Annotated in this window: 17 protein-coding genes; 1 reads left to right on the top strand and 16 read right to left on the bottom strand. The window is 39.5% G+C overall.

Annotated elements, in window-relative coordinates; all coding sequences use genetic code 11:
* Positions 1-87 precede the first annotated feature (87 nt).
* Positions 88-2601: a M14 family zinc carboxypeptidase gene (locus tag PDL71_RS01325; RefSeq protein ID WP_407524369.1), complete on the top strand. Its 2514-nt coding sequence runs from the start codon at positions 88-90 to the stop codon at positions 2599-2601.
* 49 nt (positions 2602-2650) lie between these two features.
* Here the strand turns inward: PDL71_RS01325 and PDL71_RS01320 are convergent, their stop codons facing one another.
* The 16 genes from PDL71_RS01320 to PDL71_RS01245 form a co-directional block, all read right to left on the bottom strand.
* A complete protein-coding gene (locus PDL71_RS01320) occupies positions 2651-3481 on the bottom strand; it encodes an oxidoreductase (protein ID WP_407524367.1) in 831 nt (276 codons plus the stop codon).
* A gap of 59 nt (positions 3482-3540) precedes the next feature.
* A complete protein-coding gene (locus PDL71_RS01315) occupies positions 3541-4092 on the bottom strand; it encodes a carboxymuconolactone decarboxylase family protein (protein WP_407524365.1) in 552 nt (183 codons plus the stop codon).
* 100 nt (positions 4093-4192) lie between these two features.
* Complete coding sequence (locus PDL71_RS01310) at positions 4193-4783, bottom strand: Crp/Fnr family transcriptional regulator (RefSeq protein WP_407524363.1); 591 nt, start codon at positions 4781-4783, stop codon at positions 4193-4195.
* Between the two features lie 20 nt (positions 4784-4803).
* Positions 4804-4980, bottom strand: a complete 177-nt coding sequence (locus tag PDL71_RS01305; protein ID WP_407524361.1) for a GNAT family N-acetyltransferase — start codon at positions 4978-4980, stop codon at positions 4804-4806.
* Between the two features lie 15 nt (positions 4981-4995).
* A complete protein-coding gene (locus tag PDL71_RS01300) occupies positions 4996-5253 on the bottom strand; it encodes a hypothetical protein (protein WP_407524359.1) in 258 nt (85 codons plus the stop codon).
* 3 nt (positions 5254-5256) lie between these two features.
* Positions 5257-6201 (bottom strand): hypothetical protein, encoded by a 945-nt coding sequence (locus PDL71_RS01295; protein ID WP_407524357.1) that lies wholly within the window; start codon positions 6199-6201, stop codon positions 5257-5259.
* 57 nt (positions 6202-6258) lie between these two features.
* Positions 6259-7824, bottom strand: coding sequence for a glycoside hydrolase family 32 protein (locus tag PDL71_RS01290; protein WP_407524355.1), 1566 nt, complete (start codon positions 7822-7824; stop codon positions 6259-6261).
* Between the two features lie 197 nt (positions 7825-8021).
* Positions 8022-8639, bottom strand: a complete 618-nt coding sequence (locus PDL71_RS01285; protein WP_407524353.1) for a hypothetical protein — start codon at positions 8637-8639, stop codon at positions 8022-8024.
* A 75-nt stretch (positions 8640-8714) separates the two neighbouring features.
* A complete protein-coding gene (locus tag PDL71_RS01280) occupies positions 8715-9356 on the bottom strand; it encodes a hypothetical protein (RefSeq protein ID WP_407524351.1) in 642 nt (213 codons plus the stop codon).
* A gap of 57 nt (positions 9357-9413) precedes the next feature.
* Positions 9414-9836 (bottom strand): DUF6326 family protein, encoded by a 423-nt coding sequence (locus PDL71_RS01275; RefSeq protein ID WP_407524349.1) that lies wholly within the window; start codon positions 9834-9836, stop codon positions 9414-9416.
* A 10-nt stretch (positions 9837-9846) separates the two neighbouring features.
* Positions 9847-10476 (bottom strand): hypothetical protein, encoded by a 630-nt coding sequence (locus PDL71_RS01270; RefSeq protein ID WP_407524347.1) that lies wholly within the window; start codon positions 10474-10476, stop codon positions 9847-9849.
* Positions 10477-10555: 79 nt separating this feature from the next.
* Entirely contained in the window at positions 10556-11134 is a 579-nt protein-coding gene (locus PDL71_RS01265; RefSeq protein WP_407524345.1) for a Crp/Fnr family transcriptional regulator, read from the bottom strand.
* Between the two features lie 274 nt (positions 11135-11408).
* On the bottom strand, positions 11409-12380 hold the full coding sequence (locus PDL71_RS01260; protein WP_407524343.1) for an amidohydrolase family protein: 972 nt from the start codon (positions 12378-12380) through the stop codon (positions 11409-11411).
* A 105-nt stretch (positions 12381-12485) separates the two neighbouring features.
* The gene (locus PDL71_RS01255) at positions 12486-13334 is read right to left on the bottom strand and encodes a helix-turn-helix domain-containing protein (protein ID WP_407524341.1); all 849 of its coding nucleotides are present in this window, start codon (positions 13332-13334) and stop codon (positions 12486-12488) included.
* A 286-nt stretch (positions 13335-13620) separates the two neighbouring features.
* Positions 13621-14100 carry a nuclear transport factor 2 family protein gene (locus PDL71_RS01250; RefSeq protein WP_407524339.1) on the bottom strand — a complete coding sequence of 160 codons (480 nt, stop codon included), beginning with the start codon at positions 14098-14100 and terminating at the stop codon, positions 13621-13623.
* 292 nt (positions 14101-14392) lie between these two features.
* The gene (locus PDL71_RS01245; protein ID WP_407524337.1) at positions 14393-16621 is read right to left on the bottom strand and encodes a trypsin-like peptidase domain-containing protein; all 2229 of its coding nucleotides are present in this window, start codon (positions 16619-16621) and stop codon (positions 14393-14395) included.
* Positions 16622-16634: the final 13 nt, after the last annotated feature.

Raw genomic sequence — 16634 nt, 5'->3', positions numbered from 1 at the left:
ATTGATTTTAATAAACCGCCTGTGTAATTCAGCCTTGCTTTGATTTCAAGGAACTCTTTTTTACTAACTTCACCCAAAACCAAAACCATGTTACGTCTGCTCACATTCTTGCTTGCAGTTACCATAAGCACTACTGCCATTGCCCAGCAAAACTATTTCTATCCCAACAGCGGAAGTTTTAATCCTTCCATTCCCACGCCGGAACAATTTTTAGGTTATGCCATTGGTGCGCAACACACAAGGCATGATAAGATTGTTGCCTACTTTCAAAAACTGGATGAGCTGAGCGATCGTATTACCACACGCATCATCGGTAAAACATTTGAACAAAGAGAGCAGATTACAGCAGTTTTTACATCGCCGCAGAATCATGCACGTATTGAAGAAATACGCAAAGCACATCTTGCCGGACAAATCAACGGCAACACCGAAAATATTCCTTTAGTCATCCATCTGGGTTACAACGTTCACGGAAATGAACCCAGCAGCAGCGAAGCAGCCATGCTTACTGCTTATTATATTGTGGCATCGCAAAGTGAAGAAGCAAGTAAGTGGATGAATGAAATGGTAATTACCATGGACCCGGTGATTAATCCCGATGGAAGAGACCGGCACTCAAGCTGGGCCAATATGCATAAAGCAGAACCACCTGTGGCTGATCCATTAGACAGAGAGCATACAGAAATTTGGCCCGGCGGTCGTTTCAATCATTATTGGTTTGATTTAAACAGAGATTGGTTTCTCGGCACCTTTCCTGAAACAAGAAACCGTATCAACTTCTTTCATCACTGGCGCCCTTACATTCAAACAGATCATCATGAAATGGGAACGAACAGTACGTTTTATTTTGATCCCGGTGAAGATGCGAGCAATAATCCCATTGTGCCCGACTATTTATACAAAACCATTTATCCATTGTATGCACAATACTTTGCAAACGCAACAGATAAAATCGGTTCCATGTATTTTACTAAAGAAGCGTATGATAAACTCTACCCGGGTTATGGCAGCAGTTACATCAACTTCTATGGAGGTGCCGGCTTTTTATTTGAACAGGCCAGCAGCCGTGGTCATGTGCAGGAAACAAATACAATTCCCATAACGTTTGCATTTACCATCCGCAATCAATTCACTGCATCGCTCACCACCATAAGAGCATCACTGGCTGAAAAAGCACAACTGCTCAAGATGCGTAAACTGTTTTATCAAACGTCTAAAGCACAGGCGGCGGCATCGCCCGTTAAAGGTTATTTGTTTGGTGATGTAAAAGATGCTACACGCACCAAAGCTTTTGTTGATATGTTGTTGCTGCATGAAATAGAAGTGTATGAAAGCGGCAAACAGTTTTATGTGCCAACTGATCAGGATAATTACATCATGGTGCGTTCGGTATTTGAAAAAGCAATTACGTATATCGACAGTTCTTTTTATGATGCTTCTGCCTGGAGCCTGGTACACGCCTATAATCTTCCATACACAGAATTGAAAACACCGTTGCCGAAAATAAATCGTGTTACGAGTGTAAAAGCACCAACGTTTACAGTTACCAAAAGTAATTATGTATATGTGTTTGAATTAACAGATTACAATGCACACAAAGCTATTCATCAATTGCAGAAAGGCGGAGCCATTGTACAAACAGCATTTCGTCCGTTTACTGCAATGATCGATAATGAAAAGAAAAATTTTGGCTATGGTTCTATTGTGGTGCCGGTAAATCAGCAACGCATCAGTGTTGATTCATTATACATTTTAATGAGCAGCGTAAGTGCCTCCACCAATATTCACGTTTATTCACTCGGCACCGGTTACAGTGCCGGTGGTGTGGATATGGGCAGCAGCTATATGCGTACCCTGCAAAAACCCGAAGTAGCCATGATCATTGGTACAGGAGTTGCCGCACCGGAGGCAGGGGAAATCTGGCACCTGCTGGATCAGCGTTTGCAAATGCCCATCAGTAAAATTGATATTTTGAATTTGGGCAGGACCAATCTCAACCGTTATAACACGCTTATTATGGTGAGTGGTAATTACGGCTTGATTGATAAAAACCTGGCTGATAAAATCAAAGCATGGGTGCAAAACGGCGGCACACTCATCACTATTAAGACTGGAAGCGAGTGGGCCATCCGTAATGGATTTACGAGAGAAAAATTAGTATCAGTTGACAGCAGCAGAACTGCAACGGCACGTCAGTTGTATGATAATGCTGTGTACATAGAAGGAGCAAAAGCCATGGGCGGTTCTATATTTAAAGTAGATGTGGATACAACGAATCCTATTGGTTTTGGTTTGCACAGCAAAACACTCTCCTGGTACAGAAACGGATTAACGTTTTTACAATCCAGCTCCAACCCTTACAGTACCGTAGCACAATACACCAATGATCCGTTGATTGGTGGTTATATTCATCCTACTACTTTGAAGAAAGTAAAAAACAGTGCAGCTATATTGGTTGGTGCTGAAGGAAACGGAAAGGTCATCTTATTCAGTGATAATCCTAACTTTCGTGGTACCTGGTACGGAAGCAATAAGGTGTTTTTAAATGCTTTGTTCTTTGGAGGAAGTATCAGTGTGCCAAGTGTAGCAGGGGAAGAATAAATAGTAAATGAAAGAGGTGCGTCATAAAAATGAAACACCTCTTTCATTATTAAAATACAACACCTTCAGCAACCTCTCTTGCATTCTCCAGATCTGTTTTTAAACTTTCAACTTTAGCGCCAATGGTAAGTAATGCTGTTTTACCAAGAGGCAGGCGCAATGGTGCCGTTTCACTTAATGTGAGATTATAGATAGCTGCTGCTGCTTTTTCGGGATCGCCTTCCTGCTTGCCGTCAACACCTTTTATGCGATCCCGAAAAACACCGGCTGTACCGGCATAATCATCCATTACTTTTTTGGCCATTAAAAAATTGTTGCCTGCAAAACCTGTTCTGAAAGGACCCGGTTCCATAATGCTGAGCTTTATACCAAGCGGTGCAATTTCCTGTGCCAGCGCTTCACTAAAACCTTCTACTGCAAATTTTGACGCATTATAAATACCAAATCCTGCAAAAGCTTTTACACCTCCATGTGAAGATATCTGAATGATATGTCCGCTCTTTTGTGCACGCATCACCGGCAATACCTTTTGAGTAACGGTAAGCGTACCAAAAAAATTGGCTTCAAACACGGTTCTTATTTCTTCAGCGGAGGCTTCTTCAATTGCTCCTGCAAAACCAACTCCTGCATTGTTTACAACAACATCAATACGTCCGAATTTTTCAAGGATTGTTTTAATGGCAGTATCAATACCCGCTGTATCAGTTACATCTAATATAATACCTAGAGCATCCTGCGGGTTTTCATGATTAAATTGTTCTGCCTGTTCACTTTTCCGAAAAGTGCCTGCAACAATATCACCTTTTGAGAGTACATAGGCTGCAAGAGCTTTACCAATTCCACCGGAGATGCCGGTGATAAACCAAACTTTTTGTTTCATACGATTCCTTTTTTAATAGTTCTCATTTGTGTAGTAACACCTGTGATGAAACAGATATTTTATATGTTAGGAACAGCCGGCCAGTCAACAGGGATTTGCGTGATGTTATGCAGATAGTTACTCATGATTTTATCGCCAATCACCATCATCACATCTACCAGGCTTGCTTTGTTATAACCTGCCTCAAAGAAATTTTCTAAAGCATTTTCTGAAGGTCGGCCTTTGTTAACGGCGGTTTCTTTTACAAATGTTGCCAGTGCAGCATATTTTTCATTGAATGAAATTTGTGCACGGCGTATCTGTAATATTTCATCATCAGTAAAGCCATGCATTTTTGAAATAGCCGTGTGTGCAGGTACACAATACTTACAGTCATTTACCTGGCTCACTACCAGATTAATAATTTCACGCTCTTTAGCCGTCAAGGTGCTTTTACGGTTTTGCAAAGCCAGGTAATCTGCTAATGCTGTATCATTATATGCAAAAGTGGCGTAGAGGTTTGGCACCATGCCAAATGCTTTTTGCATGTGATCAAAAATGCTTTTGTTGTTGTCGCTTACTTCATCTCTTGTAGGAACGGTGAAGCTTACTTTTTCAATTGGGGTTGTCATTGTTGTAAATTTTGTTGTGATTATTTTAATTTTTAACACAACAAAGATGGCCTTATGGTAAAGCCTTTTCCAATGAACTGTTTCAGGAAATAAGGTTGAACTAGTTCAACTTTTTCAGCTTCTTGTTTCTGATTTTGCTTAAAAACTCTGTACTGAAACCGAGATAAGAGGCAAGTGTATATTGAGGAACACGGGCGGCAATAGAAGGATATTTCTTCATAAACTCATCATACCGTTCTTCAGCAGACTTACTGAGGTTAGAAAGCATACGCTGCTGTAAAAATGCAAAAGAACGTTGTGTAATAATGCGAAAAAACTTTTCAAACTTAGGATGTGTTTCCATGAGTAATTGCTCGGCATTATAATCAATTTGAATAAGCAGGCTGTCTTCCAGAGCTTCTACAAACAAGGTAGCAGGTTGTTGAAAAATAAAACTGCTGTAGTCACTGATCCACCAGTCTTCAATAGCAAAAGCAATGGTATGATCCTGCCCGTTATTATCAATAAGATAAGCACGCATGGCACCCTGTACTACATAGCTTCGGTATTTACAAACAAACTCCGGCTGCACGATGTATTGTTTCTTTTTTACTTTGGTAATGCGGAGTAACGATGTAAAATAAGCGGCTTCCTCATCGGTAAGCTGAATATGACGATTAACGTAGTCAATCGCTTTTTGAAAATCCTGCATGTGTAAATATACTTCAATAACTACAACTCTTTCTTCATACATACGCTGTTCTCCACTCCTGCATATTGCCCGTAATTGGGAATACGGCTATAACCGCATTTTTCATATAGACGGATAGCTTCCGGTTGTTTCTTCCCTGTTTCCAGCACAGCAGCGGAATAACCTTCTTCCTTTGCCCATTGTTCTAATTGCAGCAATACAGCAGCAGCAATTCATTTGTTGCGGTGGGCAGGTAACACATACATCCGTTTGATTTCAACGCTGCAGCTATCAAATAACTTAAATGCACCACAAGCAACTGCTGAATTGTTTTCATAAGCAATCACTACATGCTGAATCATATGCACTTTGTTGAACTGTGCATAAAAAGTATGATCAGCTCCATCACGTACAGCAAGATCGGCATCCAGCAATTGTACAAGCTGAATAAAATCTGCATCGGTTGAATTAGTTCTCTTTAATTGCAGCATAATTTAATCCGGTTGTTTAAAACGAACGGTATGGCGCATCACAAATGGTATTCTTCTGTTTTTGGCACGTGCAGGAATCCAGTTGTCGATACCTCTTACAGCATTGATTACAGACTTATCAAACTCAGGATGAAAAGGAACTACAACCTGTGCATGTATTATCTTACCATCTTCATTAAGATACACATCAACAACCGTAGTAGCCACATTGGTATTTTCCAGACGGTATCGTTCAGGCCAGTTGAGTTTTGAATACATTTTACGTTGCCGTACTTTCTCTCCATCTTTATAAACGGCATCTGTACTGTCGCCTGTTGCAAAGCGGTCTTCCTTTCCGCTTTCATCAAAATAAGCAGCCTCCAATAGTTCACCATACTGATAATTTTCAGTACAGGCAATAATGCCGTTGTTATGAAAATACTTCCATTTTCCATGACGGAAGCCCCCAATAAAAAATCCTGCCTGTGAAGGAGCTCCGTTTTCAAACCAGCTTACAGAAACAGTAATGCTGTCGTTTAAGCGTTTTATGCTGTCTCTCATTACACCATTCCGGTGCCAGCTTAAATAAGTGTCAGTTACTTCACCGTCTTTATAAAAAGCAGAGTCACGCATCATACCATTATCATGATAGCTGTAGCAGGCACCTTCTTTTTTATTGTTTTTAAAATAAGCGTAGGAAGAAAGATAACCGTTTACATGATACCATACAGAAACACCGTTTCTTATTTTGCAAGCTTCATCTGCAAAAAGTCCTTTCATCTGTATTTGTTTGTTGGCAATGTAATAATCACTCATCACCCAGCCACTGTCTGTTTTAATAATAAAGCTGGCAAAGGACGCTTTTGATACATCACAAGGTTTCCAGTCAGCATCGTAATACAGTTCTTTTTGTTGGGCGCAGAGAGTTGAAGCGGCTAATAATAAAAACAGTAAAGAGAAAAGTCTCATATTCATGGTGTTTTAAAAAAGCAAAATAATACAGGAAGCACTAAGATGCAAAACCGTTTATTCCCAAATTCTTTTTAATGAATAACAGGTAGCACTGATCAGTTTCACAGCTCCGCCTTCACTCACCAGCTCTGCTTTATTGAAAGGCGTGGAAGGAAAGATCAGCTCCGTCATACACACTGTACCATCATCCGCAAACAATTCAACTGAAGAAGCATCCACAAACAAATGAAGTTTAATACGCTTACTCTTTAATAACCGTGGCGCTGTGTGAACAGAGGTTCCAAACTTCTCTGAGAAGGAATGATTGCCTGCCTTTGTTCTGTCGCTGAAGTACAGCTTCTTTTTTACATTATAACCAATACGGTAACGCTCTCCCGATCCATTTGAAAATTGCAGGTAGCATGTTTCTGTTTTGGTATCTGTTATTTCCAAATCAAGTACCCATTCGCTTTGATGTACTGTTGCAGTATGAGGCGTTATATCAATTGCCCCTTTCATCAGATCCGTAAGTTCAATTCCTTCAAATTCGTTTCGTAATGCACTCAGTTCTGAAACAGGAGTGGATTGTAAATGGTAATTATTGTTCAGCTTTCGCAGTGTTAAAGATCGTGGTAAAGTCATTGCACTACGCCACACCGTTGTGGGTACCACCTGTGCATAATCCCAGTTGCTCATCCAGCCAATGAATAAGCGCCGGCCATCTGCTGCAGGTATATTACTCCAGGTAACACCGGCATAATTATCTCTCCCGTAATCCAGCCATACGGGTTGTTTGTTTTGATGCGAACGATGCGGTATAAATTCTTTGCCGTTAAAATCTCCGGTAAAATATTGAGTAGCGCTGCCGCCGTTGGGCCCGCCGGGATTAATACTCACCAGCAATACAAATTTTTCTTTACCGGTTTCTTTCACCTGCATGGCAAACAGATCCGGGCATTCCCACACACCACCATGTGCCCCCAGCTCTTTTCCAAAACTGCTGGCATAATGCCATTGCAACAGGTTAGGAGAGGTCCAGAACTCTACATGATCTTTCACGGCCAATGTCATCACCCATTGTTTGCTTCCTTCATGCCACATTACCTTGGGATCACGAAAATCTTTGATGCCTGTTTTGTTCGGCAGCACGGGATTCTTTTCATACTTGGTCCAGGTTCTTCCTTTATCCGTACTGTAAGCAAGTCCCTGGTATTGAAAATCATTACGGCCGGCTTTTTCGCCCGCCATATTATGATAGGTATAAACAGCAATCAATGGAGGCAGTTGGTTCTTACCTAAACCGCTGGTATTGTTTACATCCACCACAGCACTGCCGCTGAAGATATAACCGAGCGAATCAGGATAGAGTGCAACCGGCAGGTGTTGCCAGTACATCAGGTCTTTACTTACGGCATGGCCCCAGTGCATAGGCCCCCAGGTATTACCATCAGGATAGTATTGATAAAAAAGATGATACTCCCCTTCGTAATAAAACAGTCCGTTGGGATCGTTCATCCATTGTGTGGGTGGTGTAAAATGAAACTGCGGCCGGTAAGGCTCCCGGTAAGTAGATTGTTGTGCGGTGCTGTTTACACTGGTAACAGCGATCAACATCAGAACAAAAATAATTCGAAGCGCCATGTGAATGGTATTACTTCTTCGAAGATAAAAAATCTGTTTATGCAAAAGATTCTTTCAGTAGTCCGGCTTCCATCTGATGAATGTGCTGTTGTTATTGGTTCAAACCTGCTCATATGCAGGAAACCAGGTAACAGATGAAACGTATGGCTATTCCTGTAAATGAAATATTAAACTAATATTTTCTGCAGAACGAAACTTTACTTTCCAATCAGTATGTTAAATGCTGCCGGGATTTGAAATCCCCGGAACTTGTTTGTTAAGCCGTAGATTAGAAATAGTGCAAAACAAATTCCGCTGATCAAGATCACAATAGATTGCTTATAAGGGGTAAACACTGAAATGCTTCTGCTCATTCGTTGGTGATGAATGGCAGAAATATGTCCAAAAAAAGAAACAACAGCAAAAAAATAATAAGGAATAAAAAATAAATTAAAAGGGAAGGTATTAAGTCCTGCTGCGCCAAAATAAAAATTAGTGTCAAGATGTAAAACAAATCTTCCCGTTAATACAGCACTCAGGTGAATTAAAAAAAAGAAAGACAGGTATAATCCAGTCCAAATCTGTAGTTTCTCAAAAAATGATTTCGCTGTTTGTCTTTTGATTACAAATAATTTCAGTCCCGAAAATATTTGAATAGCAGCTGATGAAACCAATAACGTCTCTGTAAAAATGTTCCTGTAGAAAACTCGTAAAGTCTTCATTACTGCAAGGTGTTTGTCTGCACCTGAAATACTAAAACAATGATTGAATAAATGAAGTGCGATAAAAAATGAAATCGTCAGCCCCGAAATGGAATGTATCTTTTTTAGTGTCATGCTGTTTCTGTCTGTTCAGGGGAGATTGACCTGTCTGACTGCATAGTTTTCAACCTGTTGATGCCGGTTCCGTATTTAATTTTTGTTAGGCATCGATTTCATTTTGTATTTTTTCAGTAATACGTGTAAGGGTTCAACGTTGTATTTCTTTCTTTCATCATCAGTTGCTAATGTTATGTCAATGGGTGCTAATAACATTTCTCCGGATGTATCGTCAAATACAAATTGAGTTCCAAATTTCTGGTAGCCAAAACTGTATAATAAATACCTGTCATAGTTCAATGCGATAATTCGGGGTACATTCTGTTTTCTGATGGTTGCTGTATCATTCTTCTTTTCAAGCTCCGCCAATGCGCTTGAAGAAAGTTTGTACGCTAAGAGAAAATTCTCCGGACTTAAACTTGTCAGCTCACCATCACAGATTTTAGCGGCTGTATGCTGCAATATCCAGGCGGCCCTGATTTTATCTTTCGGGGTGATAACTTTATTATCGGCCAGCAATTGAAAAATTTTTTCACGGTGCACTTTGTCGTATGCTTCCAGGTTAACAGTATCTGTTTTAGCATCAAGCTCTCGTATCTCAATATCTTTTTTATACATTTCTTCTATCAAAAGGTTGTCTTCATTTTGGATTACCTGCGCTTGTTTTGTAGCGGAACAACCCACTGAAGCAGCGAGATAAAGAATGGTAAATAATTGGATGATTGTAACCCTCATATTTTATTGTATAATTTACTTTTGGTCTTAAAGATGTGTTAGAGCAATTTGGTTTATTTACTTTTCAATAGCCGGCCATTTCCACGAATAATAAATGATCATACAAAGAAGGGCCACTTCAACCGCTGCAGCAAAGTACATGTGCGGCCATGCTTCGCCAGCCAAATTAAACAACATATAAGGAATGAATAGTGCAGCTACTATAATGTTTGTGCTGCGATTTTTTTTAGCCGGCAGCGTAACTGAAAGAAAAATCATAAGTACCGGAATGGTTACTAAAATCATTGCAATCAGTAAAAAGCCAGTTGAGATATCGAACACAAATACTTTCCCTGCTAAAATATCTTTTATAGAACCCGGCATGTATAAGTGAAAGTAATCAACATAGATGTAAATAAACATAAAGCTTGCCCACAATGCCGAAAGCTTTACTTTCAAATGCACCTTGTAATCTTCAAATGTTTTCTTGGGTGTTGTCATAACGGAGTCATTAAAAATTATATCCAAAATGAAATCCCGGTTCTCCAAAAACAAACTTTGACCATTTATCATCCAGCTCCTTAAAGCCACCGGGTAATTTTGTGTGATGGGCACGGTGCGTAATGGCAATGGAAGGCTGAATAAAAAACCTGTCTTTAAAAAGTTTCACGTGATAGCCCACACGGTAGGTATTGAAAAGCTGAAAGCCATTGTCAATTTTATTGCCGTCTTTGTCCACAAAGCGTTGCCAGGTAGGCATTACATTCAGTTCAGCATATAAAGCTTTCCCCACAAACCGTTGGTAAGCTACAGATACGCCAAACTCACGAACATAGCCCGGAAATTGTTCTTCCGGTTTTCCGTATGCTTTGTTTAAAAACGGGTGAATGCCATTGGGCCAGGCATATTTCCAGGTTTTGGGTTCTATGGTAATAACATCTTTTCCTGTAATACGATAGCCGATATTGAACTGGGCAAAATTGGGCGGATTTGTTTTATTAAAATTGCCGATTAACATCCACAACGTGCTGCCCACGAACCACCGTTTATAAGCGCTGTCTGTTTTAGCATACTGTGCAGATGCCTGTAAACTGCTTGTGAGCATGATGGCAACTGCCATCCATAAAATCTTCTTTTGCATATCTTCTTTTTTTAAACGATACTGCAAAAGTGGAGGGGCAGGTTGCTATAAGCCGTTCACTTAAGTTAAGAAATGCGCTTCAGCTCTTTTTTTCAAGAATCCTGGCTCTCAGCCTGCTTAATGATTGAGGTTTGATACCTAAATAGCTGGCTAACTGGTGTTGCGGCACACGTTGAATCAGGTCCGGTCTTTTTTGGAGTAAGTTCAGGTAGCGCTGTTCAGGTGAAGAGGTTTTAAACTCGTCAAAATCGATTCGTTGTTTGGCTAATAATTCTTCTGACAGCTTTCTGCACATGATTTCAAACTTTGGAAATTTACTGTTTACTTCCGCTTCCATATCAGCATTGGATATCGTGAGAATGCAGTCTTCTACACAACTAACGTAGTAATCAGACGGTGTTTGATGGATCACACAATGAGGTGTTAAAACGTCCGTTTCTGTGTAGAAAGCGGTTGTTTTTTCTTCTCCCTCTATAATGTAATAGGTGCGGATGCAGCCACTTAATACAAAGTAGCTTTCTTTAGCGTATTGTCCTTCTTTGAGCAGAACAGTGCCTTTCTTTAAGGAGTGAAACAGGTTTAACGACAGCAATGCATTCTTTTCATCTTCTGTAAGCGAAATGTATTTTGATATAAAGCTGAAAAGTTTGTTTTGCATTGTTGTTATATGTTGTCAGGAACACATGCAGTGAACGTTAAAGATATTGGTGCACGTGTGGTATTCAGGGAACATTCTGCCTGAAGAAATTCCCGGCTAAAGATACTGCTGTGGACGGTTACCTGCAAATGCTTAACGGGTATTCTTCCTGTAGAACAGCAACAGATGCTGTTAACCACAAGCCACACTTGCCACCAATACGAATATTTGCCGTAGTATTTTCCTTATGTATAGTGTTTTTAAGCAGGTTGCCGGGTCAGGCAAAAGATGTATGTTATTTATTATGCACAGCTTTATGCTTTGCAATTTCTTCTGTACTCAATCCAAGAAACCTGGCAGCATTGTTATAAAAAATATCTTCCTTTTGTTTGATCGTTAGAAAATCGGCTGAATTTACAGACTCAACGGCATCATCAATTGTATCAGGCCAAACTATTTGATCCGTACCGAATAATATGCGGTCGCCATAACCGGCATCTACTAATGACCTGATATAATTATGGAATTCTGCCAGGGGTAAAATCCAGTTCAGTACTGCGATGTCTACATACACATTCGGATGCGCATACATCAGGGCTTTCAAATCTTCAACATAGGGCCAACCACCATGCATGATGTATAATTTCAGTTTTGGGTATTTTACCAATGCATCTTCTAACTGTAAAGGATTTGCATTTTTAACCCGCATGTTACCAAGCATTTCAGGAAAATGATGAATTCCGTAGTTAGGCCCTCCGGGTAATATATGAACACCCACCGGAATGTTCAATGTTTGTGCTAATTCAAAATAGGGCATAACGGATGCGTCGTTCGCCAACATTCCGGCATAGAACGGACTCATTTCAGCAATGACTTTGAGTTTATTTTCTTCAAATTGCTTTTTTAATGCGCTTATTGATTTATCAGCATCGCCAATAATCACCAGTTCTTCATTACCCTTACTCCATAATTGGCCATTGGTCACCACTGCTTTTACTATATGATGTTTCCTGAACTTTTCTAACGTTTTTTCTTTCAGCTCAACTGCTGAAGCAGCTCCTTTATAAGTCTTTCCCCGAAGTGTGGGTGGATGCGTCATTCCAAACAGTGGTTCTCCTTCGCCCAATGCATGGATGTGCATATCAATTATCGGTCCGTTGTAACGTTGGGAAAGGGGTTCAGTACCTGAACCTGTTGCGCTCTTTTGAGTGGTGGATACTGAAGCAAATAATGCTGCTGCCAGTAAAATAACGTTTAGTTTTTTCATAATCTTATATTTTTTCTGCCGGTCTTTTTTGGTTTAGCAGAATCGTAATCAGATTTTCAAAGCTATTTATGAGAAAAGAGCGGTGATAGTAAAAAAACGACAAAATCAAACACTGTCCCAATCCAATTGAAACTGTATATGCTCTTCAGATAATTCTTTGTGTAAGAGTGTAGGGGTGAGCCTGGCAAACTCCTTAAAATCCTTGATAAAATGTGTTTGGTCGTAATAACCTGTTTCATATGTCAGGTCGGCCCATGAAATTCTTGGTTTGCTTTCAAGCATTTTATAAGCTTTATGAAACCGTGCTATCCGTGCATACATCTTGGCAGGCATACCTAATCGTTCTTTGCATTTCCGCTCAAAACTTCGGATACTCATACAGGCCATAGCTGCAATCTTATCCATACCAGTATTGTAATTTGTGAGGAGGTGTTGCAGGGCAAAATCAATAGGTAAGGGTTCTTTTATGCGGGATAATTTTCCAAGGAAATAGGTCTGCACAATAGTATTTAATTCGTTCAAAGAAATGGTGTCGTGCGATTTGTCTAAAAGTTCTTCAATCTCCCGTCCCACAACATCCCGGGCACTGTAACCATTGTCAAACAGTTCCGTCATCGGGATATTCAAAAACCGGTTAAGCCCACCGGGCTGAAAAATAATGGATACGGTAGTATGGCTTTCTTCTACCAATAGTTTAAAGGGAGTAATTTGTGCCCCCATCAATGTACAGGATGTTACGGTATTGAAATTGTTTTCGCCTGATTTTTTAGATTTAAGCCGGGTATAAAGATTGATGAACATTGCCTGCTCAGGCGAGGGCATAAAATTTCCTTCAAGCCTTACAGGAGTATTGCCAAAATCAGCTTTAATAATAACGATATGCCGTATGAGTGTGTGTAATGCAGGATGGATCCTGCATTGTATTGTACGAATATCGGGCGTTCCGTTGTTCATCGTTTACCTGCATAAGCATTGGTTACTAATTTACAATTTTCCCTGTTTATATTTTTGTTTTAAAGGGGGAATTCAGGATTGTTAACGAGGATGAATTGCAACAGTTTGGGAATTAGCATTCCGACTGCCGACAACTGTTGCTGATTAAAAATATAAAGTTGCTTGTCCCGCCATAATCACAGCCCGGCTTTGCAATTGTTTGATGTTTGCCGGTCATGCCCAACTTGCATAAGCCCCCCTATTGGCTGCTGTAAAAATAAACGTTTCAATTATAAAATTCCTTTGTCTAACTTCTTTTGAGTAGTGTTGAATGGAGGTGTTTTACTTTCCACATTTTATTGTGCCTTGATAAAACTACTGTTTCCAGCCATTGTATAACTGTTTCTTTGCTTTCCTTTATAATAACTGAACTCAGCCGATAGCTTACCCATGCTGTATTTTTATCTGTTTCAGTGCTGATAAAATCAAAAGTATTGCTACGTTTAAAATCAGCAGCCGTATTCATAATAATTGCTTTATTTATCAAGGTATCAATATTCCAAACCTGGCCGTATTCGTATAAAGAAATGTCGGCGGTGCAATGAGCTTTAAGGCTTACCGAATCTCGTTTTGATAAAGCTTCAAACATTTGTACAACAGCTTGCTGAACTTCCTGCTGTTTTTTTGTCACTGGCTGTTGTGCCTTCAATAATGTTGAAAGAGAGGTTGCTGTGATCAGAAGAATTATTTTTATCAATGTATTTGATTTATTTCCTGATTTTGTCAAAATCGTGAAGTATCAGAATGTATAGAGGCCAACGAGCAGGTATTGCCGAAATGCAGGGAATAGAATACGGTCCGCCCGGCTAACTGTTGCTGAGTAAAGATAAAAAAGATGATGATATGCACATAGCTAAATAGATAAGGTCAAGCTGGATATGTGGCTGAACAGAGTTACAACAGTTGAAACACGGCTTCCGTCAGCCTGCATTTTGGCAATACATTTGTTGGCAGCATGGGCATTCTTGGAGTTTGATTTAATGAAAAGGGGAGTTAAGTCTCCCCTTTTCATTAATGTGCTAGTTCTTTATAAATTTTTCAGACGTCCAAGTTCGTCCGTCAAAAACAAGAATTGTATATACGTCAGGAGTTAATGTAGCTACATTAAGATTGATACTTTTTTGCCCTGTCCCGTATTGATTTCTTTGTTTTAAATTTCCTGATTTGTCAAGAATTCTTATTTCAGAAATATCCATTTTAATATTTGTATTTATATTGTCAGTTAGTGAAACTTGCATGATGTTACTTGTGGGGTTAGGTGATAACGCTACTCGTAAAGGTGCAATACCACATGAACTTGTACTTGTACATGTGAATCTGTAATTAAGACTAGTTGTTCCGCAAGAATTAGTAACTGATATATTTAAAACAATAGTTTGATTCAAACCACTAAAATAAATGTTCACGTTGTTCCCAGATTGTCCCCAAATTATTTCGCTTGTATTAGCTGGGCCGCTCCATGTAACTGTTGAACCGGCAGGGATGTTCATATTCGTTGCAACACTAAGGCAGGTATTATTAGTAGTTGTTTCAAACCTTTTAAATGGAAGGAGCGGTTCATTACTGTTTGTAGGTGAATTATATGTGCCAGATACTCCGCCATTGCTTATAAATACTTGTTTAGTTACTGTATATATTCTGGTTCTGCCTTTTGTCGGCGACCTTAAAGTTAATGTTAGGTTGCCAGAACCAACATTGTTGTTAGCAAAACCCGAGATTGATACAGTGGGTGTTCCTTGTCCACTAAGAATTTGTAAACCAGTAGTGACTGTCCATTCGTATGTAACATCCAAAAGATTCGGTAAAGTACTAAACTGTGCAGGAGTAGTGCATGCAATTGTATTCGGGCCATTAATAGGAATATCAGTAAGGTTTAACAGTCCTGTTGCTTGTAACCCTTGATTAGGAGATAACCAAGGTTGAAATCCAGCTCCGTTCCATGACCTTTCAAACTTACCATAGCGGTCACCAAAATCAGTATAATTACAACTACTCCAACCACTTCTTAACTGCCCTACAATTTGCCCAAACTCATTCATTAAAGCAGATCCCGACGAACCTGGGGCCACTGTACCAGAAGAGTAATGTGCAGTCCAGTAATTACTGTTCCATAACCACGTTTTTACATTACGTGTACTTGTAATTCTCATATCCTCACCCTGTGGATGATGAATAATGAAGGAAGCATTATCCGATGGTGAACCGGTTTGTCTGTTCCAGCCTGCATAGTTTACTAAGTCGCCAATACCGGGAGGGTTTGTAAGTTCGAGTAAAACAACATCACTATTAGGCCATGCCGCTCTCACAACAGCTCCAGTAAATTGAATAAAGGCATTATTTACTGTACCATTACACTGAGTACGCCAAAACTGGAATTGAAAGGTAGCACGGTTAAGGGCAGCTATTTCATCAGCATCTAATACCCCGTTCCCAACCGGTCTGCCAAAAATATTTCTGTTTACGTCAAGTACATGGAATGCCGTTAAAAAGTAAGCTCTACCATTATTTCCTTCATTATTTATTAATGTACCTGTTCCCTGAAATCCATTACTATTGAATCTTGCTACAGCTCTTGCAAAAGGTATCTTTGTTTGTTGGCATTGTATGTGAGGATTACAATTGACTGATGCTCTTGCGGCTTGGCCACCAGAATTAATATCTCCTACATCAGTTAGTTCCTGAAATCCAGCGATGATATTTTGTATTGAAATTGTACTTTGAAGTGCTCCTGTATTGCCAATCTCAACAATATAAATAATAACGCTATTTCCTTTTAAAGATGCAATGCCAACTGTATTTGAATTTGTAAAATGCGACTTTTTTATTGCACTATCCAAAACGGTTCGAGACTCATTAAAAATGTACATCTCAGCGTTTGATGATAGATTAAACGAATTGAAGGCAAAACCGATATTTAATGCATTAGGAATACTTATCCTTAGTGTCCAAACTTTACCCGCAGATGTGGTAGTGATGTTGCCATCTGCTGTATTGATATTTACATTGATATTATCCCCATAGTTATATAGTTTATCATCTTCTGTTGTTGAATCTTCATCTATTGGCGTTGGAGGGTTTTGTGGAACAGAAGGCGTATAGCTATATGTTTTTGTATTAATTGACACAATTTGTGTATAGCCTGGTATTTGATTAGAAATTGCAGATGATGAAGTAGCTACACGTAGTATTTGAGAATTTGCTTGTGAAGCCATAATATATAAGCAAATTAGTAAGAGTAATTTTTTCATATTAAAGGTTTTG

The organism is Lacibacter sp. MH-610 (genome assembly GCF_045780045.1).
Taxonomy (GTDB): Bacteria; Bacteroidota; Bacteroidia; order Chitinophagales; family Chitinophagaceae; genus Lacibacter.
This window is presented reverse-complemented; position numbering and strand designations above follow the sequence as displayed.

What these genes read in the sequence shown, in the direction of transcription:
- PDL71_RS01270 (WP_407524347.1), bottom strand. Translation starts at nt 10,476, where the DNA reads ATGCAAAAGAAGATTTTATGGATGGCAGTTGCCATCATGCTCACAAGC.
- PDL71_RS01285 (WP_407524353.1), bottom strand. Translation starts at nt 8,639, where the DNA reads ATGACACTAAAAAAGATACATTCCATTTCGGGGCTGACGATTTCATTT.
- PDL71_RS01315 (WP_407524365.1), bottom strand. Translation starts at nt 4,092, where the DNA reads ATGACAACCCCAATTGAAAAAGTAAGCTTCACCGTTCCTACAAGAGAT.
- PDL71_RS01265 (WP_407524345.1), bottom strand. Translation starts at nt 11,134, where the DNA reads ATGCAAAACAAACTTTTCAGCTTTATATCAAAATACATTTCGCTTACA.
- PDL71_RS01245 (WP_407524337.1), bottom strand. Translation starts at nt 16,621, where the DNA reads ATGAAAAAATTACTCTTACTAATTTGCTTATATATTATGGCTTCACAA.
- PDL71_RS01320 (WP_407524367.1), bottom strand. Translation starts at nt 3,481, where the DNA reads ATGAAACAAAAAGTTTGGTTTATCACCGGCATCTCCGGTGGAATTGGT.
- PDL71_RS01295 (WP_407524357.1), bottom strand. Translation starts at nt 6,201, where the DNA reads ATGAGACTTTTCTCTTTACTGTTTTTATTATTAGCCGCTTCAACTCTC.
- PDL71_RS01260 (WP_407524343.1), bottom strand. Translation starts at nt 12,380, where the DNA reads ATGAAAAAACTAAACGTTATTTTACTGGCAGCAGCATTATTTGCTTCA.
- PDL71_RS01255 (WP_407524341.1), bottom strand. Translation starts at nt 13,334, where the DNA reads ATGAACAACGGAACGCCCGATATTCGTACAATACAATGCAGGATCCAT.
- PDL71_RS01310 (WP_407524363.1), bottom strand. Translation starts at nt 4,783, where the DNA reads ATGCAGGATTTTCAAAAAGCGATTGACTACGTTAATCGTCATATTCAG.
- PDL71_RS01275 (WP_407524349.1), bottom strand. Translation starts at nt 9,836, where the DNA reads ATGACAACACCCAAGAAAACATTTGAAGATTACAAGGTGCATTTGAAA.
- PDL71_RS01280 (WP_407524351.1), bottom strand. Translation starts at nt 9,356, where the DNA reads ATGAGGGTTACAATCATCCAATTATTTACCATTCTTTATCTCGCTGCT.
- PDL71_RS01290 (WP_407524355.1), bottom strand. Translation starts at nt 7,824, where the DNA reads ATGGCGCTTCGAATTATTTTTGTTCTGATGTTGATCGCTGTTACCAGT.
- PDL71_RS01325 (WP_407524369.1), top strand. Translation starts at nt 88, where the DNA reads ATGTTACGTCTGCTCACATTCTTGCTTGCAGTTACCATAAGCACTACT.
- PDL71_RS01300 (WP_407524359.1), bottom strand. Translation starts at nt 5,253, where the DNA reads ATGCTGCAATTAAAGAGAACTAATTCAACCGATGCAGATTTTATTCAG.